Annotated in this window: 18 protein-coding genes; 8 read left to right on the top strand and 10 right to left on the bottom strand. The window is 58.0% G+C overall.

Annotated elements, in window-relative coordinates; translation table 11 throughout:
• Window positions 1-30: 30 nt before the first annotated feature.
• The 6 genes from AC07ZE_RS06395 to AC07ZE_RS06370 all read right to left on the bottom strand — a co-directional run bounded on the left by AC07ZE_RS06395 (window position 31) and on the right by AC07ZE_RS06370 (window position 8,288).
• Complete coding sequence (locus AC07ZE_RS06395; RefSeq protein WP_207262485.1) at window positions 31-1,689, bottom strand: GMC family oxidoreductase; 1,659 nt, start codon at window positions 1,687-1,689, stop codon at window positions 31-33.
• A 123-nt stretch (window positions 1,690-1,812) separates the two neighbouring features.
• Window positions 1,813-3,273, bottom strand: coding sequence for a sulfatase family protein (locus tag AC07ZE_RS06390; protein WP_207262483.1), 1,461 nt, complete (start codon window positions 3,271-3,273; stop codon window positions 1,813-1,815).
• Between the two features lie 49 nt (window positions 3,274-3,322).
• The gene (locus AC07ZE_RS06385; RefSeq protein WP_207262481.1) at window positions 3,323-4,273 is read right to left on the bottom strand and encodes a PDR/VanB family oxidoreductase; all 951 of its coding nucleotides are present in this window, start codon (window positions 4,271-4,273) and stop codon (window positions 3,323-3,325) included.
• A gap of 76 nt (window positions 4,274-4,349) precedes the next feature.
• Window positions 4,350-5,753, bottom strand: a complete 1,404-nt coding sequence (locus AC07ZE_RS06380) for a Rieske 2Fe-2S domain-containing protein (protein WP_207262479.1) — start codon at window positions 5,751-5,753, stop codon at window positions 4,350-4,352.
• Window positions 5,754-5,805: 52 nt separating this feature from the next.
• Window positions 5,806-7,245, bottom strand: a complete 1,440-nt coding sequence (locus tag AC07ZE_RS06375; RefSeq protein ID WP_207262469.1) for an NAD-dependent succinate-semialdehyde dehydrogenase — start codon at window positions 7,243-7,245, stop codon at window positions 5,806-5,808.
• 698 nt (window positions 7,246-7,943) lie between these two features.
• Window positions 7,944-8,288: a hypothetical protein gene (locus AC07ZE_RS06370; RefSeq protein ID WP_207262467.1), complete on the bottom strand. Its 345-nt coding sequence runs from the start codon at window positions 8,286-8,288 to the stop codon at window positions 7,944-7,946.
• A gap of 108 nt (window positions 8,289-8,396) precedes the next feature.
• On the opposite strand from AC07ZE_RS06370, the gene AC07ZE_RS06365 reads away from it, so the two are divergent.
• The 4 genes from AC07ZE_RS06365 to AC07ZE_RS06350 are packed head-to-tail and all read left to right on the top strand — an operon-like array spanning window position 8,397 to window position 12,034.
• Window positions 8,397-9,962 (top strand): recombinase family protein, encoded by a 1,566-nt coding sequence (locus AC07ZE_RS06365; RefSeq protein ID WP_207262465.1) that lies wholly within the window; start codon window positions 8,397-8,399, stop codon window positions 9,960-9,962.
• Entirely contained in the window at window positions 9,959-10,870 is a 912-nt protein-coding gene (locus AC07ZE_RS06360) for a ParB/RepB/Spo0J family partition protein (protein ID WP_259331934.1), read from the top strand. Before AC07ZE_RS06365 ends, AC07ZE_RS06360 begins: the two co-directional genes overlap by 4 nt.
• On the top strand, window positions 10,867-11,775 hold the full coding sequence (locus AC07ZE_RS06355; protein ID WP_207262463.1) for a plasmid partitioning protein RepB C-terminal domain-containing protein: 909 nt from the start codon (window positions 10,867-10,869) through the stop codon (window positions 11,773-11,775). The genes AC07ZE_RS06360 and AC07ZE_RS06355 overlap by 4 nt, the downstream gene beginning before the upstream one ends.
• A gap of 49 nt (window positions 11,776-11,824) precedes the next feature.
• The gene (locus AC07ZE_RS06350) at window positions 11,825-12,034 is read left to right on the top strand and encodes a hypothetical protein (protein WP_207262461.1); all 210 of its coding nucleotides are present in this window, start codon (window positions 11,825-11,827) and stop codon (window positions 12,032-12,034) included.
• Between the two features lie 220 nt (window positions 12,035-12,254).
• Here the strand turns inward: AC07ZE_RS06350 and AC07ZE_RS06345 are convergent, their stop codons facing one another.
• Window positions 12,255-13,628, bottom strand: a complete 1,374-nt coding sequence (locus AC07ZE_RS06345) for a transposase (RefSeq protein WP_207262459.1) — start codon at window positions 13,626-13,628, stop codon at window positions 12,255-12,257.
• Between the two features lie 321 nt (window positions 13,629-13,949).
• Between AC07ZE_RS06345 and AC07ZE_RS06340 the strand changes: the two genes are divergently transcribed.
• The 3 genes from AC07ZE_RS06340 to AC07ZE_RS06330 all read left to right on the top strand — a co-directional run bounded on the left by AC07ZE_RS06340 (window position 13,950) and on the right by AC07ZE_RS06330 (window position 19,293).
• Window positions 13,950-15,986: a hydantoinase/oxoprolinase family protein gene (locus AC07ZE_RS06340; RefSeq protein ID WP_494990426.1), complete on the top strand. Its 2,037-nt coding sequence runs from the start codon at window positions 13,950-13,952 to the stop codon at window positions 15,984-15,986.
• Window positions 15,983-17,620, top strand: coding sequence for a hydantoinase B/oxoprolinase family protein (locus AC07ZE_RS06335; RefSeq protein WP_207262455.1), 1,638 nt, complete (start codon window positions 15,983-15,985; stop codon window positions 17,618-17,620). Before AC07ZE_RS06340 ends, AC07ZE_RS06335 begins: the two co-directional genes overlap by 4 nt.
• A gap of 230 nt (window positions 17,621-17,850) precedes the next feature.
• On the top strand, window positions 17,851-19,293 hold the full coding sequence (locus AC07ZE_RS06330; protein WP_207262453.1) for an APC family permease: 1,443 nt from the start codon (window positions 17,851-17,853) through the stop codon (window positions 19,291-19,293).
• A 32-nt stretch (window positions 19,294-19,325) separates the two neighbouring features.
• Here AC07ZE_RS06330 and AC07ZE_RS06325 read toward each other — a convergent pair whose 3' ends face one another.
• The 3 genes from AC07ZE_RS06325 to AC07ZE_RS06315 all read right to left on the bottom strand — a co-directional run bounded on the left by AC07ZE_RS06325 (window position 19,326) and on the right by AC07ZE_RS06315 (window position 22,468).
• A complete protein-coding gene (locus AC07ZE_RS06325) occupies window positions 19,326-19,991 on the bottom strand; it encodes a TetR/AcrR family transcriptional regulator (RefSeq protein WP_207262451.1) in 666 nt (221 codons plus the stop codon).
• Window positions 19,992-20,133: 142 nt separating this feature from the next.
• Entirely contained in the window at window positions 20,134-21,609 is a 1,476-nt protein-coding gene (locus AC07ZE_RS06320; protein ID WP_207262449.1) for an aldehyde dehydrogenase family protein, read from the bottom strand.
• A 115-nt stretch (window positions 21,610-21,724) separates the two neighbouring features.
• Entirely contained in the window at window positions 21,725-22,468 is a 744-nt protein-coding gene (locus tag AC07ZE_RS06315; RefSeq protein WP_259332010.1) for an AraC family transcriptional regulator, read from the bottom strand.
• Between the two features lie 215 nt (window positions 22,469-22,683).
• Between AC07ZE_RS06315 and AC07ZE_RS06310 the strand changes: the two genes are divergently transcribed.
• Complete coding sequence (locus tag AC07ZE_RS06310) at window positions 22,684-24,081, top strand: NAD(P)/FAD-dependent oxidoreductase (protein ID WP_207262447.1); 1,398 nt, start codon at window positions 22,684-22,686, stop codon at window positions 24,079-24,081.
• Window positions 24,082-24,083: the final 2 nt, after the last annotated feature.

Here is a 24,083-nt window from a genome sequence, read left to right as displayed (position 1 = left end):
GTGAGGGCCTTTTACTGCCGCCATGATTTGCTATGCCGTCATCGTGGGACTACCGGCGGGCGCAGCGGATGAAGCGCGGACCTTGGGACAACGCTCATCCTCCTTGATCATGTCCGCGGCTTTTTCGGCGATCATGATTGCCGGGGCGTTGGTGTTGCCCGAGATCAGCGTCGGCATGATCGACGCATCGACCACTCGTAGCCCTTCGATACCGTGAACCCGCAGCCGCTCGTCAACCACCGCTTCCGGACCGCTGCCCATTTTGCAGGTGCCTACCGGGTGGAAAATCGAGGAACCGTTGCGACGCACAAAGTTGAGCATGTCCTCCTCTGTCTGCACCGACACGCCAGGGTTGTATTCTTCGGCGATGTAACCGGCCATGGCCTGGCTCGCCGCGAGCTTGCGGGCCATTTTGAAACCACGAACCATGGTCTGCCGATCTTCTTCGGTGGCCAGATAGTTGGGCTCGATCCAGGGGGCGTCCTTGGGGTTCTTCGAACGAATCCGCAATTCACCGCGACTGCTCGGGCGTAACTGGCAGACCGACATGGTGAAGCCGGGCCACTTGTGCGGTTTACCGGCCGTCATGTCCGCACTCAGGGTACCGAAGTGGAACTGGATATCGGGTGTCTTTTCCTGCTCACGACTTTTGGCGAACATGCAGCCCTGCTGGATACCCACCGACAGCGGCCCCTTGCGCAAAAAGGCCCACTTCATGCCGATCAGTGCCTGACCCCAAAGTGTGCGCAATTGATCGTTGGTGGTGATTGGCTTGGTGCACTTGAACATGATGCGGATTTGCAGATGATCCTGCAGATTGCGGCCAACGCCCGGTAGCTCGTGGACGACATCAATGCCATGTTGCTCAAGCACCTCACGTGGACCGATCCCGGACAACTGCAGCAACTGGGGCGATTGTAATGCTCCCGCGCACAGCAGGACTTCCTTGCGCGCCTTGGCAGTCACCGGTCGCCCCGCTCGCTCGTAAGCGACCCCGACCGCACGCTTGCCGATCATCAGGACCTTGCTGGCCTGAGCGTCGGTTTCGACGGTCAAATTCTTGCGGTGGCGGATCGGCTTCAGGTAAGCCTTGGCCGCCGAACAACGCCAGCCGTTGCGCGTTGTGAGCTGGAAATAACCCACCCCTTCCTGCTGCGCGCCATTGAAGTCATCGTTACGCGGCACACCGATCTGGTTGGCGCCGCGGATGAAGGCTTCGACCAATTCGTTGGGCTCACGCAGATCCGATACATGCAAGGGGCCGCTGCCGCCGTGATAGGCGCTTTCACCGCGTTCGTTGCACTCCATTTTCTTGAAGTACGGCAACACGTGGCTCCAGCCCCAACCCTGGTTGCCCTGCGCTTGCCAATGGTCATAGTCCTGCGACTGCCCACGGATGTAGACCAGGCCATTGATCGAGCTGCAGCCGCCCAGGGTCTTGCCCCGAGGCCAGTAGATCGGACGGTTGTCCAGTGCGGGCACCGGCTCGGTATGGAAGGACCAATTATAGGTCGGGTTGAACATGGTCTTGCCATAGCCGATCGGCAGGTGAATCCAGAAGTGCCGGTCGCTCGGCCCCGCTTCGAGTAGCAAGACAGTGTGATTTGCGCCTTCACTGAGACGGTTGGCCAGGGCGCATCCGGCTGAGCCTGCGCCCACCACGATGTAATCGTATTCAGGTCCGTTCACGGGTGTTCTCCTCGCTTGGTGGCCGACAGGGCCCTGCACAGCCCGCCTTCGTTGGGTGAAAGCGGGCGACTGCAAGCACCTCCTTGTTCCAGCCTTATTGTTTTGCGCAGTCGAGGCAGCGCCTCAGTTGAAATCCACCGCCACCCCTGGAGGGGGCGAGTAACCCAGGTCACCACGGGCCACCACCGCTTCGCGGCCACCGTTAAGTTCCAGGAGCTCGGCCTGACGTTTTCTGGCGCGGGCATCCACCTCTTTCGGAATGCAGAGGGTTTCCATCTTCGCGCGGTACTCGGCGACGAGCGCCTCGTTTCCCGGGATCTCAGCCAGGTTGAGCAACTCTTCCGGGTCTTCCAACAGATCGAACAGATGCGGCGGGTAATCGACGTAGTGAACGTACTTGTAGCGGTCGTCGCGGATCATGAAGGCACCGGTAGCCGAGCCCATGCCGTGGTATTCGGCGAAGGCCAGACGGTCGCCATCGGGTTGATTGGCCAGCTTGAACAGGGACTCGCCGGACAATGTTTTCTCCTCTTCGGTGGGCGCAATGCCGACTGCTTCGAGAATGGTCGGGTAGACGTCGATGTGAGTAATCGGGGTCTTCTTTTCGACGCCCGCCGGGAGTCCGTCACCGGAGATGATCAGCGGTACGCCAACGGCCTCTTCGAACATCGTCGACTTGCCCCACAGACCCCGACTGCCCAGATTATCGCCGTGGTCGCTGGTGTAAATGATCCGGGTGTCGTCGCGCAGGCCGGCGCCTTCAAGGGCGCTCATCACCTTACCGATGTTCTCGTCGAGGAAGCTGACCAGGCCGTAGTAGCCCGCCAGGGCGCGACGCACCTTGTCTTCGGTGTCGAAGAAATCGTCATAGGCAAAACTTGAGGCGTAGTCCTTGATGAACGGATGATCAGGGCGCTCGGCCTTGTCGTACAGCTTTGGCCAAGGCAGGTCGTCATCCAGGTAGTAGCGATAGAAATGCTCGGGCGGCGCAGTCAGCGGGAAGTGCGGAGCGACGAAAGAGACGAACAGCACCCAGGGCTTGTCCTGGTGTTTCGGTGCCTCTTCACGCAACCAGGTCTGCGCAAGTGCAGCGATGTTACGGTCATACATCGTGTAAGACGATTCACCTGGCCCGGCCTGGCCGGCCATTTTCCAGGCACCGCCGCGACGCGGCAGGTCTTCGCGAACCAGGCCCATCAGGTCGCCTTTGCCTTCGATGACATGCATCGGCACGATTTCCTGGCTGAAACCGTTGTCGTCATCGATCGAGCGGAAGTGCAGCTTGCCGATCGAGACGCAGTGCTGCCCTTCATCGCGAACACGGTGGTGCCAACTGGTCACGGAACCATCGTAAGGGTCGGCGTTGTCCCAGAAGCCCATCTGGTGGATGTAACGACCGGTGGCGAAGGTCGCACGGGCCGGAATGCACACCGGAGAGTTGCAGTAGGCCGAGGTGAAGCGGGTACCGGTGGCAGCGATGGCGTCCAGGTTCGGTGTCTTGACGAAATCATTGCCGTAGCAACCGAGGGCTTTAGGGTTATGTTCATCGGACATGAACACGATGAGATTCTTGGCTTTAGTCATTTTGTTCTCCAGCGCTAAGTAGCTACGTAGCTTTTCTCAGGGAAATTTTTTACAGGTCCAGCACCAGCGTCGAGCTCTTGGAACGGGAGCAGCAGATCAGCAGGTGTTCCTGTTTCTCGTCGTCACTGAGAATGAAGTCGCGATGGTCGACCTCGCCGTCGATGAAACGGGTCTTGCAGGTGCCGCAGATACCAGCCTCGCAAGAGGTCTCGCATGGCAGGCCGGCTTCACGCAGGACTTGCGCAATACTTTTGCTGTTCGGTACATCAAGGGTCTGGCCGCTACGGGCCAGGGTGATCCGGAATTCACCTTCACTGACGGTGCTGGCGCTTGGCGGCAGTACCGGCGCAGCAAAGTGTTCGAAGTGCACCGTGCCTGCTGGCCAATGCTCGGCCGCCGCCTTGACGCCGGCCATTAACCCGCCCGGACCACAGCAATACAGGTGGGTACCGGGCTCGTAGTGCATCAGCAGTTCGCGGATGTCCAGGCGACGGGCCGGATCACCTCCGTCGTAATGGATGACGACGTGCTTGCCGAGCAGGGACGACAGGCGCTCCTTGAACGCGGTGCGCTCAGGCGTCTCGCCACAGTAGTAAAGAATGTATTGAGCGCCGCTCGCTTCAAAATGCTCGAGCATCGCCATCATCGGGGTCACGCCAATGCCGCCGCCGATCAACAGGTGCCGCTGCGCTTGGTCGACGACAGGGAAATGATTGCGTGGTTCAGATATCTGCAGCAGATCGCCAGCCTTCACATTGCTGTGCAGGCTGCGCGAACCGCCGCGGCCATCGACAACGTTCAATACGCCGACCACGTACCGGTCCCGCTCTTGCGGGCTGTTGCACAGGGAGTACTGACGAATGAAACCGCCGGGCAGGTGCACGTCGATATGCGCACCCGCGGTGAAAGGAGGCAATGGTTTGCCGGCCGGATCGACGAACTCGAAGGTGTTGATACCAGTTGCCTGGTTCTCGATGCACCGTACTTTGACTGTTTGCATGCTGCGCCTCGATCTTTTTGGTTGTCAGGGCGATGAATCGTCAGCGAGTCGGGCCTGGCCAGGCCCGACCACCCATTCAACCCTTGCGGAAGAGCTGCTGATCGTCGAGCTCATCGAGACGCTGGCGCACATAGGCGTCGCGCTCGCTGGCCGGGAAACGGTCCGCGTCCTTCATCACACCGATGACCTTGCGGTTGATTTCCATCAGCACTTCGCGATCGTCACGGGCCGGATCACGGGGGATTTTCAGCACCGAGTCCTGGGAGTACATGGCCAGCGGATCATCGCTGTCGAGGTCGGCACGCCCCACCGGTTTGCCTTCGGCCAGCCTGCGAGCAGCATCACGCAGCAGCTTGCGGCACAGGTAGACACCGATGTCCGAACGACCTGGGTGCTCCATGCCATGAATCGCGATTGGGCGCTGGCTGACCAGTGCTTCCCAATCACCCGGTGCACGCTGACCTTCTTCATAGGAGCGGCTGCCGGTCTGCCCTTCGAGGAAGTCGATCTTGTCGACACCACAATCTTCTTTGCAGCCCAGATGTCGCGGGTCCACTTCATCGTTGAAATGGCGCCAGCCGAACAGGATCGTGTTGGTGTCGTCCACCGGCACATGCCAGCGGCTCATGGCGACAGTGGAGTGACGCTCTTCGGCCGCCGACGGCACCAGCGAGCCGATCTGGCACAGGTGCGGGAACGTCATTTCGGTGATGCGGGTCCACACCTTGTCTTCACCGACGCGACGCCCGGCGACGAAGGCGACGCCATTGCCATCACGGGTCGGCTCCCAGTGCATGACCGGCATATCACCGAAGCCTTCCAGGGAAACACCGGCGGAGGTCGCTGCGTCCACGCCTTCTACCGTCATGTTGTTATGCAGCACCGCCGTGTGCATGTGGTCCATGATGTTCTCGAACACCTGCAGCCAGTTGCAGGGGTAGACGTTGGAGAACGCCACCAGCTCGGTACCGGCCGGCTGGGTGAAGGATTCGTACTCAGGGAACTTCGGCTTCTGATCCGGTGGGCCCATGTAGGCGAACACCAGGCCATGGCGTTCGAACGCCGGGTAAGCAGGCTGACAGATACTCTCTTTGAGCTTGCTGCCTTCAGGCTCGCAAGGGGTTTCCATCAGGGTACCGTCTACGCCCCACTTCCAGCCGTGGTAGCAGCAACGAATGCCGTTTTCCTGGATGATGCCGAATTCCAGCGAAGCACCGCGGTGGGCGCAGTGGCGATGCAGCACACCGATCTGACCGCTGCGGTCACGGAACGCCACCAGGTCTTCACCGAGAATCCGAATGGCCTTTGGCAGTTGCCCAAGCTCCTCGGACAGGCAGACCGGGTGCCAGAAACGGCGCATGTACTCGCCCATTTCGGTGCCTGGGCCGACACGGGTCAGCTCGGCATCTTCAGTCGGGATGATGTTGTAGTGGTAGCCACCGAAAGGGATGTTCTGCGCTTTACCATCTGCACGGCTCATGGTTCGATCCTCATCTTTACTATTGTTTTCAGGGTAAGCATCACTTCACGGACTAAACGGAACTCGCCTGGCTGATGAAGCGAGTCTGCAAGTAAGCATCCAGTCCTTCAGGGCCACCTTCGTGGCCGATACCGCTTTGTTTGGTGCCGCTGATGGGCGCATCGGCCAAAGCGGGGGTAAAGCTGTTGATTCCGATCCAGCCAGCATCGAAGCCTTCGCAAACAGCTGCTGCACGTTTGATTGAGTGGGTGAAGGCGTACGCCGCCAAGCCGAAATCCACACCGTTGGCGCGCTGCATAACTTCATCGAAGTCGCTGAATGGCATGATCGGCGCGACTGGGCAGAACGGTTCCTCATGCAGGATGCGCGAGAGTGGATCCAGATCGGTCAGCACCGTGGGCTGAAAGAAGTAACCGCGATCGAACATCCGACTGCCACCGGCGGCGACCGTGGCGCCTCGCGCTTTCGCATCGGCAACCAGGTCCATCGTCGACTCCAGGCGGCGAGCGTTGGCCAGCGGGCCCATGCTGATGCCGGCTTCGAGGCCATTGCCGACCTTCACTGCATTGGCGAATTCGACAAAGTGACGGGTGAACTCTTCATAAACCCGCTCATGCACGAAGAAGCGGCTGGCCGACACGCAGACCTGGCCGGCATTGCGGAACTTGAAGCCGGCACAGGCACGAGCCACGGCTTGCACATCCACATCGTCGAACACCACCACTGGCGAATGTCCGCCCAGTTCCATGGTGACGGGCTTGAGCTGCTTAGCTGCCAGGGTGCTGAGCAGACGCCCGACAGACACCGAACCCGTGAACGAAACCTTGCGGGTGATCGACGATGCAATCAGCCGATCGGAAACCTGACTCGGCTCGCCGAACAGCATGTTGATCACACCCTTGGGCAAACCAGCATCGATGAAGGCGCGGATGACACCGACGCAAACACCGGGGGTTTCTTCGGCGGGCTTAACGACCACCGAGCAGCCGGCAGCCAGGGCTGCAGCCACCTTGCGCGCCACCAGTACGGCAGGGAAGTTCCAGGGAGCAAAGGCCGCGACCGGACCGATCGGGCGCTTCACGGTTGTCTGCACCAGCTCAGGCTGACGCGGCGGCAGCAGACGGCCGTAGGCCCGCTTGCCCTCCTCCGCACACCATTTGATGGTCTCAACCACCCGGTCGATCTCGCCGCGGGCGTCAGCCAGCGGCTTACCGTTTTCCAGGGTGAGCACGTGAGCCAGGTTTTCGCGGCGCACCTGGATCAAGTCGGCGGCACGATTCATCACCAACTGACGATCCCAGGCCGAGACAGTGCGCCAGATGTCGAAACCTTCCTGCGCCGATGCCAGCGCGTCCGCAATGTCCTGCTCACTCGCCAGCGGAAGATGGGCCAGTACTTCTTCAGTAGCGGGGTTGACCACCGGGAGGGTGCGACGACCCTCGCCAGCGCGCCATTGACCGTCGATATACAGACCTAGCTCTACGTCATACATGGATCTTGCTCCTGCTGGTTGTCTGAGCGGTGAACCGAGGGCGGGTAGCACCTGTGCGTTGTCGTTTTCAACCTTTTCAAAACTATATAGCTATAGCTCTTAAAGTGTCAATCTATCAGCACAGGATTTTTTCACGGCATCAACAGACGGCCGAACGCCTTTGTGCAGCAAGCCATGTAGAAGAGATTACGAGGGCGCGCGTGGGCAAACCGCCCAAGGACCGAGAGATGCTTGTCCTTTGGGTGACTTGTGCAGGTACCCTAGGAAGCGCCGCAGCGGCATAAGCGTATGCCTAGCGCCCGTTACAGCCGTGGTACTGGCAAGGTTGAACCCTCTGCCTTGATACTCGGACTGGTGTCCTTAGGCATCGGTGTAGAGTCTTTGAGTGATCTGGGTATTTGATACCCAGACAAAGAAGGAGCAGGCAGCTGAATAGCCGCCCTCGGAAAACACTAGACTACGAAACACCCGCTGAACGATTTAGCCAATCTGTTGCATCGACCGGTTGAATCCACAGCCATTAGCAGTCATTCAACGACGCCAGATTCTTGACCAAAATGAGTATTGTCGAGGGAGTCTACAGACCACGTGAGTGGACACGCTGGCACACGTTTAGACCTCGCTATTAGCGACAGGTATTGATGATAGAAGAGTACAAAACACAAGCCTTCGGTCCATTGAAGGCCTAGTTGAAGAAATCATTGTCTAAGCGGTAGGCACGAATCAATTACCTCGATTGCCATCTGAAGCTTCTGTCTTAGCAGCGGCAGTTCTGCTGTATGCAACGCAAGCGGTCTCCCTGCCATACCCAGAAGCGCGGCAAGTGCAAAGTCAGAATGCTTCACCAGGGCCACTAAGTGGTCACCACGCGGGCCATTGCTTCCTGCCATCCAATTCTTAACCGTTCTTTCGTTGGCATTCGTCCAACGCATTAACGTTTTCGTCGCTTGATGCGTTTCACCAAGCTCGTTGTGAAGTGCGTGGGCGATGGCAGCCGCGTACTGTTCTTGGGCCAGAAAAGAATTACCCGTTTTCGTGAACATTTTTCCCTCCCCGATCTTCTACCTTCTTTAGAGCGATTCGAAAAACAAAGTGACTGGTCACGCTTGGTGTTAGCCGTACCCGTAGTTGGTAGGGCGAGGACGTTGTCGATGCAAAAGCTCACTGATGCATGTGGAGCTGGTAATGAGTCCAACACGACCCTGGCAGCCGCGTATGTCCGCATGTCCACTGAGCACCAGCAATATTCCACTGAGAATCAGCTCGACGTCATCCGCATCTATGCCGCCACTCACACACTAAAAATCGTGAAGGTTTACACGGATTTGGGTAAGAGCGGCCTCCGCCTAGAAGGCCGTGAAGCACTCAAGCAGTTGTTCTTCGATGTGGAAAGTGGCCGAGCTGAATACTCGACTGTCCTCGTTTATGACGTTAGCCGCTGGGGTCGCTTCCAGGATCCCGATGTCAGCGCCAGTTACGAGGTGCGATGCCGGCAGGCGGGAGTTTCAGTTCAATACTGTGCCGAGCAATTTACCAATGACGGATCGCCTGTCTCCAACATCGTTAAAAGCGTAAAGCGGATGATGGCCGGTGAGTACAGTAGGGAATTGTCGGTAAAAGTTTTCGCAGGGCAATCCCGACTCATTGAGCTGGGTTATCGCCAAGGAGGCATGGCTGGGTTTGGGCTCAGAAGGCAGTTGGTCGACAGCACTGGCTCGCCGAAAAATGAGCTAAGCATTGGTGAGCATAAAAGCATTCAAACAGACCGAGTGATATTGGTGCCCGGCCCTCCGGCTGAAGTCGAAATGGTGCTGAATATCTATCGACTATTTGTTGAGGAAGGCAGGAGTGAGCGTGAAATTGCCGAATGGTTGAACGCTAAAGGAGTGCTGACAGATCGTAACCGATTGTGGTCTCGGGGCACCGTGCACCAAGTGTTGATTAACGAAAAATACGTCGGAAACAACGTCTGGAATCACAACTCCTTCAAGCTGAAGCAAACACGGACTCAGAATCCGCCAGAAGAGTGGGTACGGGCCAATGCAGCGTTTCGACCTATCGTAAGCACGATCCTCTTTCAGGCCGCTCAGTCGATCATCCTGACACGTTCCTATCGTATGCCCGATGACGAGATGCTTAGCGTGTTGAAGAGCATTTATGAACGTCGTGGTTTTCTATCGGGGCTGGTCATCGACGAAGCTGAAGGGTGCCCATCGAGCAGCGCGTATCAAAGCCGATTCGGGAGCTTGCTCCGGTGTTACTCGCTGGTTGGGTACACACCCGCGAGAGACTATTACTACATCGAGGCCAACAAACGACTGCGCGAGATGCACCCCAAGCTTTTGCAGCAGACGATCACTAAAATCGCGGAGGTCGGTGGCCACGTCTCGGTAGACCCTCAGACTGACCTGATGATGGTTAACCAGGAACTAGCCATATCACTCGTACTGTGTCGCTGTCTGACAACTGTGGCTGGCCATAAGCGCTGGAACATCCGCTTTGATCTGGGATTGAATCCTGACATCACTGTGGCCGTTCGAATGCAAGAACTCGAAGATGCTGTACTGGACTACTACATCCTACCCACCATCGACATGCAATCTCCTAAGTTGCGCCTAGCGGAGAGCAATCAGGCCGATCTTGAGATCTACCGGTTCGACACGCTGGATATCCTCTCGGAACTGTCTCGCCGCGTTGAATACAGGAGGGTGGCATGACCGCGATCCTACCTCCGCATAGAGCACCAATGCATGTGGCAGAAGAGTCGATGATAAACCTCATCCCTCTCACCGATATTAGGGTGCTTAATCCCCGTATGCGCAACAAGCGGGTGTTCGCCAAATTGGTAGAAAACATCTCCGCGTTAGGCCTCAAACGTCCGATTACAGTCGCACCAACCACGACCGGTACCGAGCCCTACGAGATCGTGTGTGGCCAAGGTCGATTCGAAGCATTTCAAGCTCTAGGTGAGAAAACCATTCCTTGTATTGTGGTCAGCGCCACGGAGGCCGACCGTTACCTTATCGGCCTGGTAGAGAATCTTGCACGGAGAAAACATTCCAATCGTGAGCTTTTGACTGCAATCCAGATCCTTTCCGATCGCGGATATACGTGCCTTCAGATCGCGAATAAAACTTGCCTGGACTCAGGTTACATACAAGGAATTTTGACGTTGCTTCGGCAAGGTGAGGAGCGGCTGATCGCGGCTGTCGAGAAGGGATGGCTATCCATAAAACTGGCGATTGATATCGCTCGCTCTAAAGACAGCGACGTCCAGCAAGCCATGATAGACGCCTACGAAAGCGGGTTGCTCAGAGGCGAGCAGTTGATGAAGGTACGTCGACTGATTGATAGACGAAAAACGTTTGGCAAGAACTACAAAAGTGTTCCAGCGACGAAAGAGAAAACCACCCCTCAGAAACTGCTCAATGCATACCAGAAGGAGGTTCGGCGCCAAAAGGTGATGATCAAAAAATCGGACATCAATGAGCAGCGGCTTCTAATCATCGTAACCGCCATGCGAAAGCTGCTGGCTGATGAGTACTTCAGCACCCTTCTTCGTAACGAAGAAATACCTGACATGCCCAAACCGTTGGCAGATCGAATAACAGGGGATGTGCAATGACGAGCCAAGTAAAACAAGCCTTCGAACAGCGCGTCATTGCGGTTCCCTTGGATCGCATCCTGCCGTCACGCCAAGTCACGCATTTGATGGTTGGTAGTAAAAAATATGCCAGCATTTTGAGTTCAGTGAAGGAACTTGGTGTCGTCGAGCCGCTGGTTGTCCATCCCAAGCCGCTTATCGAAGATGGGATCGCTTCGTACATGCTATTGGATGGGCATCTTCGTTTTGAGGCGCTCAAGGCCTTGGGCGCAAAAGAAGCACTATGCCTGGTCTCGACCGATGACGAAGGCTTTACCTACAACCGACAAATCAACCGGCTGACTCCGATTCAAGAACACAAAATGATTATTTCCGCCATGAAGCGGGGGATTGAAGCGGAACGAATTGCCAAGGTGCTTGGAATCAACGTGGATCGTGTCCACGAGCGTGAAAACCTACTCAAAGGAATAGCGCCTGAGGCGGCCGAAATGCTGAAGGTGCGAATGGTCTCGCAAGATGTCTTTCGATCCCTACGAATGATGAAGCCGATCCGCCAAATCGAAACGGTGGAGATGATGATTTCGGCAAACTGCTTCACCAGGAATTACGCACGCATGGTGTTGGCCGCCTCCCGGCCAGAGATGTTGGTAGAGCCGAAGAAGAAGTCGACTTCTGACGTCAGTGCAGTAGACATCGCCCGCATGGAGCGAGAACTGGAAAACCTGCATCACGACTATAAGCAGGTAGAAGACACCCTGGGTGAGACGATGTTGGTTCTGGTCGTAGCCAAGGGGTATCTCATGCGGATCCTTCGAAATGAAAACATAGCTGCCTACATGACGCGTCATTACGCGGAGCTTCTGGAGGAGTTGGTTTCAATCATGGAAGCAGTGACTTCGGATGCCCGGCAGTTGGAGCGCGAATAACGCCAAGGCATAAAGAGGCTAAGCTGATCTTTTCCACGGAGGAATCGAGATGCCCAATGAAGACCTACTCCCTTCCCTGCTGTTCAAGCTCAATCAAAATCAGTTGGCCCTAGAGGCGGCCATAATGGAGCTGACACTCTGGGCAGAGAAACAGGGGGCAGCCGAAGTCTCCAGCAACGTACGCGGAGCACTAGCAGCCATTAGCAGAAACGAAGAGTTTATAAACATGACGCTCGCGGTGCTTATGACGCCGGAGTGAATACTAAAAACTGATAGCCTTTGTTGAAGTCTTTGCAAACCATGAATGTCTGCTTCGGGTCGATTCTGTTGAAAAAGTCGGATTTTCAGATCACCTGAACTCAGGCACGGCCACCACCGGAGAACCTACTCACCACATTGAGTGGTTTCTCGGCCCTTCGTTGACCTTTGTTGCTTTGTTATTGGGTTAGTTTGAGGTTTTTTGCTTAGCGCAGGCGCACCTATCCCGTGACTGGTGGACCTTGAGAGGTAAATTTGGCCAGCCGTCGCAGGTTCTGCACCGCAGCGGCCAGCGTGAATTCATCGGTTGCGCCGCTCATGCCACGTAGTCGCAAGCGATCCAGTTTCAGGATGCGCTTGAGGTGGGCAAACAACATTTCGACCTTCTTACGTTCGTGGCGAGAGCGCACGTACTCCGGCGTCGCTGCGATGCGTCGAGCCACATCACGAGCGGCCTCATGGACGCTACGGGCGATCTTGCGAATCGAAGTGTTCGGGCAGCACTTGGCTTTCATCGGACATGTCGCGCAGTCGGTCTGTCTGGATCGGAAGATGATGGTGTTGGCTTTTGTGACGTGCGAACGCGCATTCTTGAAGGCTCGCCATTCTCTGCGCAATGCGTTGCCGGCCGGGCAGCGGTATTCCTCGGCCTCTTCATTCCAGTGGAAATCGTTACTCGAAAAGCTGTCGTTCTTGCGCTCAGTTTTGTCCCACACCGGCACATGCGGCTCGATATCTTTTTCCTCCACCATCCAGGCCAGCATCGGCGCGGTACCGTAAGCGGTGTCGCCAATGAGGCGTTCCGGCATGATGTCGAACTGCGCTTCGACCCGATCGATCATCGTCTTGGTGCTCTCGACTTCTGCGGTTCGATGAGCCGGTGTGGGTTCCACATCCATGATCACGCCGTGCTCGGTATCGATCAGATAATTCGTGGAGTAAGCGTAGAACGCTGGGCCACCTGGAGCTGCGGTCCAGCGGGCTTGAGGATCAGTCAGCGACAGGCGCTTCGGTAGCGTTTCGGCCAGAGCCTCTTCATCGAGTGCCTCAAGATACTCACGCACGGCGCGGGTGCTCAGGGCCGGATCGCTCCAGTTGACCTGTTCATCACCCGGTACACCGCGCTGCCGGCTGGCATCCGCTTTGATGATGCTGGCGTCCACGGCAAAGCCTTCACCTTTGACCAAGCCTGCGTCCATGCAACGACGCAGCACTTCATTGAACAGCCAGCGAAAGAGATCGCTGTCCCGAAAACGGCCGTGTCTATTTTTTGAAAAGGTTGAGTGATTGGGGACTTCATCTTCAAGGCTTAACCGGCAGAACCAGCGATACGCCAGGTTCAAATGGGTCTCTTCCCACAGCCGCCGCTCGGAGCGAATACCGTAGCAATAGCCCACGATCAGCATGCGGATCATCAGCTCAGGGTCAATCGAAGGACGCCCAATTGGGCTGTAAAAATCGGCGAGGTAATGGCGCAAGTCGCTCAGATCGAAACACCGATCAATGCTGCGCAGAAGGTGATTGGCTGGGATGTGATCTTCAAGGTTGAACGAGTAAAACAGTCGTTCCTGCCCACTCGATAACTGTCCCATCATACTGCGTGCTTCCCTGCTGGCCAATGTAGAGATTTTGCCGCAGGCCAGACAGGGGAGCTACTTTTTCAACAGAATCGGTCGATTTCTGCCCCTCGCAGCAGGCAGAAAACGGCCAAATGCGGACCGTCGTCCGACTGCGCTTTAGGGGCCAATACTGAGCGATCAGCAAAGGCGCATTTTCGGCAGGTCCGCTTCTCTCACGCCCACCTTTTTCGTTCCCGAAGTTCACGATCATCGAAAAATGATTTGCAAGGTTTCCTCAGTTGGAGTAAAAATTTGGTCGTACGACCGAACAATTATAAAAATGCTACGGAGAATGAGATGCGAAGAATCGGAATAGACACCGGAGGTACCTTTACGGACTGTCTGTTGATCGACGACACCAGCGGGATCGTTATGGTCGAGAAGGTGCCTTCGCGACCCGACGCCCCGGATCAAGCCATCGTGCAAGGCGTCTTGAGTCTGATGGCAAAGGCCGGCCTTTCACCCGATCAACTGGATGCCATCGTGCACGGCACAACCGTTGCCACAAACGTTGTAATCGAGGGCAATTACGCCCCAACTGGTTTGATCGCTACCCGCGGTTGCCGAGACATTGTCGAGATCGGCACTCAGCAGCGCGAACAACTTTACAACCTGTTGCATCCGACCAGGACGACGTTGATCACCCGCGACCTGCGCATTGAAGTCAGCGGGCGCCTCGCCGCCGATGGCAGCGAAATCGAACCGCTGGATGTTGAGCAAGTGGAACACGCCGTTCGTAGCTTGCTGGAAAAAGGGGTCGAGTCCATCGCCGTCACCGGGCTCTTCTCATTCGAGAACCCCGCGCACGAGGAAGCCATTGCCGAAGTGATTGCTCGCCTGGCCCCGCACATCAACGTGGCCTGCTCCGCCCGGATTTCCAGAGAAGTGCGCGAATACCCAAGGTTCGCGACCACCGCGGTCAATGCGGCATTGGCCCCCACCCTCGATCCCTATATTCGGCGCCTGGAAGCGGCCCTGAAGAAAAATGGATTCGAGTGCCCGCTCTACATCATGCAAAGCAATGGCGGGGTCGCCACGGCGGCTCGCTCGGTCGGTGAAAAAGTTCATCACTTGGTGCTGTCTGGCCCGGCCGGTGGGGTAATCGGCGGCGAAAAGCTCTGCTCGGCCGAGCGCATCGCCTCGTTGGTAACCCTGGATGTGGGCGGCACGAGCGCTGACATCGGCATAGTGGTCGAAGGAAAGCCGCGAATTCACCAGAGCATGCGACTGCCCAATGGCATTCCGATCACCGTGCCCAACCTTGAAATCGAAACCATCGGCGCCGGTGGCGGCAGCATTGCCTGGATCGATCAAGGTGGCGCCTTACAGGTGGGGCCAAAAAGCGCCGGTGCGGTGCCAGGGCCTGCGTGCTTCCGTAAGGGTGGGACAGAACCAACTGTGACCGATGCCCAAGCCCTGCTAGGGCGCTTGAATCCGGCGGGTCTATTGGGTGGGACAATGGCGCTGGATATCGGCGCAGCTCGCACGGCGATTTCAGGCCTGGCCGAGCAGCTTGGACTGGGTGTCGAGGAAACCGCCCTTGGAATAATTTCGCTGATGGAAGCCAATATGGCCAGCGCGATTCAGCGCTCGGCCGCGCGTAACGGTGATGATTTGCGCGAGTTTGCACTGGTGGCCGCCGGTGGCGCGGGAGGTTTCAGCGTTGTCGGTCTCGCTGGCGCATTGAACATCCCGACCGTGGTGATCCCACAGTTCCCTGGACTGCTCAGCGCCGGGGGCTTGCTAGCCGCAAATCTTCGTCACGACGTCACCCTGCCCTTGCTACGCGACGCAGGTGAACTGACTGTACAGGAGTTGAAAAGCGTTCAGCAGACACTGGAACTGGACATGCTCAAGCGCCTGCAGGAAGACGGCATGCCCGCTGACCAATGCACCTTTGAACATGCCCTGGACATCCGCTACGCGGGTCAGGAATACGCAGTCACAGTGCCAGTCGATTCGGGCCAGGAGACCTTATCTGCCATTGAGATTTTCCACTCGCTGCATGAACGCACCTACGGCCACAGCGCACCGGGCACTGAGGTTGAAATTGTTGCAGCGCGGCTAACCGGTTGGGGGAAATTCTTGCGTGTCGAGGATGCTCTGCGCACCCAGCAGGTTTCCAAACCGCTATCTTCTCGCCCGGTCTGGTTCGCCGAGACCGTGGGTTACGTCGATACCCCCGTGTATTGGCGCTCAGACCTCAAGCAGGGCGAACAACTCCATGGCCCTGCGATCGTCGAACAGTTCGATACCACCACCGTGATCAATCCGGGTCACAGCGCCCATGTCGCCTCCAGCGGCTGCCTCATCATTTCGGAGACTGAACAATGACCGATGCCATTACCGTAGCCGTCGTCGGCAGTGCCCTGAAGGCTGTGGCCGGAGAAATGGGTGACTCGCTACGCCGCAGCGCCCACTCGCCGATCATTCGCGAAATGCTCGATTACGCTTGCGCGCTGTTCACCGCCAGCGGGGAGTCGGTGGCAGAAGACGCACAGATCCCGGCCCTGCTGGGATCGATGAGTGTCGCGCTGCCGTTCCTCCTGCAGGAAAACCCCATCGACAGCATCAAGCCAGGCGATATTTTTATCGGCAATGATCCGTATCGAGGCTGTACCCACACCCCCGACATCCACCTGTTCGCTCCCGTGTTCGCTGAAGGCCGTATCGTGGCCTGGGTCGGCAACCTGGCCCACCACACCGACATTGGCGGCACCAACCCCGGAACCGAGGGCTTCGCCAACCGCTCGGTGTTTGAAGAAGGGCTGCGCTTTCCATGGGTGAGGCTGGCCGTTGAGAGTAGCGAGAATCAGGCCTTGTTCAGTTACTTCGCCAACAACACCCGAGACCCGGATTCCAGTCTGGGTGATCTGCGCGCGCAGATGGCCGCGATAAAGCTGGGCATTCGACGCATGCAAGATCTGTTGGGCAAATACTCCGCCGATCTGCTGGAGGCGGTCATGGTTGAACGCCTCGACCAAAGCGAACGCCGCATGCGTTCGCTGCTGCGAGCCATACCCGAGGGCAGCAGTCACGCCGTGGGCTACCTCGACAACGATGGCATCAACCAGGAGCCGGTTCGAATTGAAGTCAGCCTGCAGTTGCTGGACGACAACATCACCATCGACTTCACCGGCACCTCCCCCCAGATGGCCGGCGGTATGAATTGCTCACGTACCGCGACCATTGCAGCGGTAATCTTCGCGGTGAAATCGGCGTTCGACCCTGAAGGCGACCAGACCGGCGGATGTCTTCGACCGCTCAATATCATCCTGCCGCCCGGCTCTGCCGTGAACCCGGCCTTCCCCGCGGCTGTCAGCCTGCGTCACCTGGCCGCTCAACGCATTACCGATACGCTGGTGCGCGCCTTGAGCGGCATCGTTCGGGACCTGCAAGTGGGTGGTTCATTCGTTGGTTTTTCAAGCCTGGCTGCCGAGTGCCGCCACCCACGTAACGGCAAAATGGTGGTGATGGCCGACGACCTCGGCGGTGGTATGGGTGGTAATGCTCGAAGTGATGGGCTGAGTGCAGTCGACCCCTACCTTGGAAACGTCGCCATGCTGCCGATGGAAATTTGCGAGCGCCAGTATCCGATCAGGATCCTGCGCACCGAGCTTGCACCAGATTCGGCCGGCAATGGCCAGTTTCGGGGCGGGCTGGGAATATGTCGCGAGTACGAGTTTCTCGATACCTGCGATGTGGTGTTCTACAGCGAACAGACTCGCGCCGACTTTGCGCCATGGGGCGCCGAAGGCGGTGAGGCAGGACGCCCGGCATCGCTGACACTGATTCGCGCAACCGGTGAGCACATTTCCATTACCAAGCAGCGAATGCTGGTGCACGCCGGTGACCGGCTTATCACGGTGACGGCCGGCGGCGGTGGTTGGGGCGCGCCAGATGCTCGCAATCCAAAGGCCATTGAGCGAGACATTGCTGAAGGGAAAATCAGCCGCAATCGCGCGTAAGCGGCACACGATTTATAGGCGAATCACGGCAGGTGACCACGTCTCTCTTACGCCTGTCGCCTCGAATCCCTGACCATACAAATATGAATTGACGAGCCCACTTTTCGAGAATATTTTGGGTCGATCGACCGATTAATAATAGCAATAGAATGGCCACCTTTGATGGCCAGCAGTTTTTAATGCCAAACCACTTTTTGTCCTAAGAATAAAAATTATCGGGAGCGAAAAAGATGTCGAGTACACACCAAACAGGTTTACGCAAAAACGCCATCGGCGTAGCAGGCATAGTGTTCTTTGTGGTCGCAGCGGCCGCGCCACTTACGGTCGTTGTAGGCAGTGTCCCCCTGGCGATTTCCATGGGTGGAGGGGTGGGCATTCCCAGCCTATTTCTCATCGCCGGGCTGATCTACCTGCTGTTTGCCGTCGGCTATTGCGCGATGAACCGACACATCGGTAATGCCGGCGCCTTCTACACGTTCGTAACCCGAGGGCTGAACCCGCAGTTGGGGGCGGGGTGCGCGCTCATGGCCCTGCTGGCCTATAACGCGGTGCAATTTGCCCTCTACGGCGGCTTCGGCTACTTCCTCAGCGAAGCACTGAAAAGCCATTGGGGCCTCGATGTGCCGTGGATCGCACTGGTGCTGGCAACCATCTGGCTGGTGCACTTCTGTGGATCTCGCGATATCGACTTCAGCGGCAAGCTGCTGGCCGTGCTGATGATCGCTGAAACGGCCATCGTCATCGCCATCGATGTCGCCATTATCCTCTCCAACGGAAATGGCCACGGCTTCACCGCTGCGCCATTTACCCCATCGCAGATTCTGGCGCCGGGCCTGGGCATTGGGATGATCTTCGCAATCTGCGCGTTCCTGGGTTTTGAAGCCACAGCGATCTTCTCCGAGGAAGCGCGCAATCCGGTGCGTACCATCCCTCGAGCCACCTATCTGGCGGTCATCTCCATCATGCTGTTCTATGGCTTCTCGGCCTGGGCAATCATCCAGGCCTATGGCGCAGACGGTGCGATGGAAATGGCAACCAAAGACCCGGGCAACCTCTGGCTGAAAATCTGCGGTGAGCTACTGGGCCATGGCGCTGCCACTCTGATGAACGTCCTGGTGCTGACCAGCATGTTTGCCGCCATTTTGGCCTTTCATAACTCCATCACCCGCTATCTCTTCGCCATGGGCCGCGAACAGCTACTGTGGAAGGGGCTGGCGCGCACCCATGGCGTTCACCAATCGCCGTACATTGCTGGGCGCGTACAGACGCTAACCGCATTGCTGGCAATGGGGGCTTTTGCTCTCTTCGACCAGGACCCGTATCTGGTGATCTACTCGTGGATGGCCGCGCTTTCCACCATCGGAATGATTACCGTACAGGTATTTGCGAGCCTGGCGGTCATCGGCTTTTTCTGGAAGGATGCCCGCGGTACATCGCTCTGGCAACGTCTGTTAGCACCGGCCGCCAGCGCGGTGCTGCTGGCCGCTTCACTGATACTGGTCATCAACAACCTGGCGTTGATGAGCGGTTCGGACTCCTGGGTTGTGCGCTCATTCCCCTACCTTGTCCTGCTGACTTGCGCGGCGGGCATGGCCTGCGCCATGCGGCTCAAATGGACCCATCCAGCGCAGTACCACGCCATGGGCCTGAGCCTGCCTGAAACCACACGCTGACTTGTGCCGGCAGGGCGTTACGCCCTGCCGGATCAGCCGTAGGTTTTCTGCAGGGAAGAGATCAGGTTGCGCACCGCCGACTGCGAGCGCTTGGCGTCGGGCGCTGCCAGCTCCAGCAAGATGATCCCATCGATTCCCGTCAACGCCAGTTGCGACAGATCGCGGATACGCTCGACCGCGGCGGCATCAGTAGTATCGATGTACTGGCTAAATACCTGCTCATGGGCATTGAGGTAATCTTCGTATTGCCCTTTGGCGAGCCAGTCCGCCTCTTTGGTCCGCAGGGCGAACAGCGTCAACTCGTATTGCACTGTCTGGATTTCACGGTTTTTCTGGGCAATGCTCCAGTCCGCCAGCAACACCCGTTCGATGCACTGTGCCAAGCTCCTGGACGGCGCCGCTTCGGCGCTGATGGCATCCTTGAGCTTTTTGGCCAGCCCTTCGAGTACGGCGAACAGCAGGCTTTCCTTACTCGAAAAATGATAATGCAGCGCCGCCAGAGGCACCCCGGCCTGCGCGGCAATCTTGCGCGTGGTCGCACCCGCCACACCGTCGGCGATCAAGCAGGCCAAGGCACCTTCAATGATTTGCTCTTTGGTCTTGACCGTCTTCTGGGTCATCTTGCGGGCTTTTGGCTTGAGGCTTTGCACTTCGCTTTGCGCGAGGGGAGCAACGTCTGGAGTAGCCACAGACTTCATGATCCTGATTCCATCTGTTTCGATTGATAGAACCGGAAGCTTACCGTCAGTGGGAGCGCAATGCTCGGAAATGTGGGGGTGGATGGCGATGTACACGCGCTGGCAAACCTCACAGGATCGCCAGCACGCGCTGGAGCTTGGGTCAGGGCTTCAAGTACCAGCCCCAAGGCTGATCACTGCAGTACTCGGTGATCTGCTTGGTTTCCTGATAATTACTCAGACCCCACGCACCCAGCTCTCGCCCGATGCCGCTTTGCTTGTAACCGCCCCAGGGCGCCTGGACAAAGGTGGGTTGTGAACAGTTGACCCAGACGATCCCGGCGCGCAGCGCTCGGCTGACACGGTCACAGCGCTTAAGGTCGGCAGACATCACCCCCGTCGCCAGACCGAAATTGCTGGCATTTGCAAGGCGAACGGCCTCTGCTTCGTCGCTGAAACGGCGCACCGCCAAAACCGGACCGAATATCTCTTCACACCACAACGCACTGTCCAGCGGTGTGTCGATAAATACGGTGGGTTCCACAAACCAGCCGCGCTGTAAATGCGCCGGGCGGCGACCACCGCTGACTAGACGCGCGCCTTCTCTGCAGCCTCGTTCGATCGCCTGCAGCACTTTTTCGTACTGCCCCTGGCTGACCAGAGGGCCAAGCAATGTGCCGGACTCCAGACCATTGCCTAGACGGATTTTGCGGGTCTCTTCAACCAGTCGCTCAACCAGCCGGTCGTGCAGTCGGTCTTGCACCAGCAGGCGAGACGTGGCGGAGCAGACTTGCCCCTGATTCCAGAAAATGCCAAACAGAATCCACTCGACTGCCGCCTCAATATCACTGTCGTCGAACACGATGAATGCTGATTTTCCGCCCAGTTCCAGGCTGACATTTTTGATGTCCTGGGCCGCCGCCTGCATGATCGCTCTGCCGGTTGGCACGCTGCCGGTGAATGCCAGTTTGTCGACGCCGGGGTGGATCGACAGCGTTGCGCCAGCGTCTCGACCAAGCCCCGTCACGACATTCAAAACCCCGGGCGGCAGCTCGACCTCATCGGCGATAGCGGCCAATTCCAGCGCGGTCAGCGGCGTCAGCTCCGAGGGCTTGAGCACCATGGTGCAACCAGCCGCCAGGGCCGGCGCGACTTTCCACGCAGCCATCAGCAAAGGGTAGTTCCAGGGAATGATTTGCCCCGCCACGCCGACGGGCTCGCGCAACACACGGCATCGGAAGCGATCGTCGGGCAACGTCACCAGCTCCCCGGCGTCATTGATTTGTTCTGCGAGCCCTGCGTAATACTCGAAGCAGCCAATCGCATCGTCGATATCCCATTGCGCTTCGGGCAATGGTTTGCCGTTGTCTTGAACCTCAAGGCGCGCCAAGTCATCGCGACGTTCGCGGATGCCCTCGGCAATCGCCCGCAGATAGCCTGCTCGCGATTCTCCGCTCAAGGTCGGCCAGACACCTTCATCGAAAGCTACGCGGGCGGCTTGCACCGCCTCATCGATATCTTCCGGACTCGCGGCCGCCACCTGTTGGATCACCGATTCGCTGCTGGGGTCATACACGTCGAGGGTGCGGCTGTTGCCGGCGGGCTGCCACGAGCCATTAATATAAAGTTGGTCACGCATGCTGCTCTCCTGATGAGCTCGCCACGATAGGTGAGCGTAATTGCCAGTGAGCAGAGCATAAAGTCAGAGTAGGAGCGGTGAGCCTGCCTTGTCATGCACGCGGGCCCGCACGCACTCAAACAGCACGGGCCGAACGCTCCAGATAGGCCTTTGGAGAGAGCCCGGTTTGTTCACGAAAACAACGATAGAACGTCGACAGAGAGCGAAACCCTGCCCCGCGCGCCAGTTCGTCGATGCGTGTTGTGGTAATGACGTTCTCCAGCTGCCCCAGCAAGTGGCGCAAGCGCATCTGATTGATGTGTTGGTAGAAGCTGCAGCCCATTACCTGATTAAGGAAGAAAGAGATCTGATTGCGTGTATAACCAGTGGCGGCCGCCACCTGCGCCATGTCCAGATCTGGGTTCAGGTACGGCTGGTGATCCTGGAAATACTGCAGCAGATCGCTGGTCAGCAAACTCAGCTGACGCGCTGACAAACCGAGGCGACTGGAGGCGACTCGCGAGGCCGACTTTGACCGTGTGCTGTTCTGTTGCCCTACCAGAACCGAGTGTTCATTGACTCGCACCACCCGCCCTGCATGAACGGTTAAGGCTTCGCACGCCTGGAACGAAACCAGCCCTTGGGTGCCGCGCAAGGTCACCTCGTACTGCAAGAAGGCGGTGTCACCGTCCACGCGCAAGCGATCGACGTAATGCTGCGTTTCATCCCCCGCCGCCGGCATGCTAGCCAACAGGTAGTCGCGCAGTTCGTGCGGGGCAATGCGACGGCCCTGGAAAAAATCGTTGTACTCCACCTGCGGATCAAGCAGCGTCAACAGCGTATCAATCTCGCGAAGGCGCCAGGCCTGGTGGTAACGCATGATCAGCGCATGGGTTTGCGCGCTGGCAGGGTCCTCCTGGAACGTCTCAGCGCCCAGAGAAACCCGTGTCGTCTGACACTCTTCACTCTTATTCATTGTCCCGCCATCACTTTGATTTTTCCGCGCGTGCCCGCAAGCAGCCGTCGGGCATTTTCCGGCCCACTGCAGGGGGTAACCTGCAGCCATCATCGTCCGACGCATCGCCGGAGCTTCTTATGAACGTCCCTCAGCTGCACGCTTCGCTGGCTAACGTCCAGCCAAAACCTTACTGGATTGACAGCATTTCACAACCCCCGCCCTGCCCGTCCGTGGCCGGTAACCTGCACTGCGACCTGGCCGTGGTCGGCGGCGGTTTCACCGGTCTCTGGACAGCCCTGCTGGCTCGCCAACGCTGGCCGTCCCGCAGCATCGCAGTCATCGAAGCCAGACGCTGCGGCGGCGAAGCCAGCGGCCGCAATGGCGGGTTCTGCGCGCCCAGCATTTCCCATGGCGTCTCCAACGCTTTGAAGCGATGGCCAATGGAGGCCGAACGTCTGATCCGGCTGGGCCGGCAAAACCTCGACGAATTGGCTAACGATCTTCAGCGTTTCGGCATGCACGTTGAGTTTGAACGCGAAGGAAAACTGAACCTGGCCAGCCATCCGTGGCAGATCGACGGCTTGCGCTCGATGCAGCGCAACTACGCCCGCTTCGGTATTGAATGCGAATGGCTTGAGGGCGACGCGCTGACCCAGCGTCTCAATTCCCCCGTCTATCATGCGGGCCTGTTCGAAGCGAACTACGCCCTGCTTAACCCAGCCAAAATGGCGGCAGAACTTCGCCGCGTTTGCCTTGAGCAAGGGGTTCAAATATTCGAGCAAAGCCCTGTGCGGGAGTTACGCCCTGAACAAGACGGCCTACTGTTACGCACAGCAGACGGTGACGTGCGCGCAGGTAAGGTTGCCCTGGCCACCAATATCGCGCCCCCTCTGCTGGGGCACCTGGCCTCCAGCGTGGTCCCGGTCTACGACTACACGCTGGTCAGTGAGCCGTTGAGCGAAGCGCAATTGCAAGCGATCGGCTGGAACGGTCGTTATGGCATTGCCGACGCTGGGAACCAGTTTCACTACCTGCGCAAGACGGCCGACAACCGGATTCTCTGGGGCGGCTACGATGCCATATATTACTTTGGCGGCCGCCGTGATGAAGAACTGACGCAACGGCCCGAGAGCTTCAATCGGCTGGCCGAGCAGTTCCGCAAGGCCTTCCCCGCACTGCGCCATATCTCTTTCAGCCATGCCTGGGGCGGGATCATCGACACCTCGGCGCGCACTACGCTGTTCACCGGTTGCGAACACCAGGGCTGCGTTGCCTATGCCTTGGGTTTCACTGGCCAGGGCGTCTCGGCGAGCCGCTTCGCCGCGCAGAACATGCTTGATTTACTGTCCGGTGAGCGCACCGAACGGACCGAACTGATGATGACTTCCAAAGCCCCCTTTCGCTTTCCGCCCGAGCCTTTGCGCTACGTTGGCGTAAAGATGGCGCAGCGCTCATTGGCGCGGGAAGACCGCGACGGCCATCGCGACCTGCTGCTCAAAACCTTCGATGCCTTGGGCATCGGTTTCGACTCGTGATC

This window comes from Pseudomonas sp. GW101-3H06, assembly GCF_059424605.1.
Note: the sequence above shows the minus strand (reverse complement) of the source record. Positions and strands in the feature narration are given on the sequence as shown.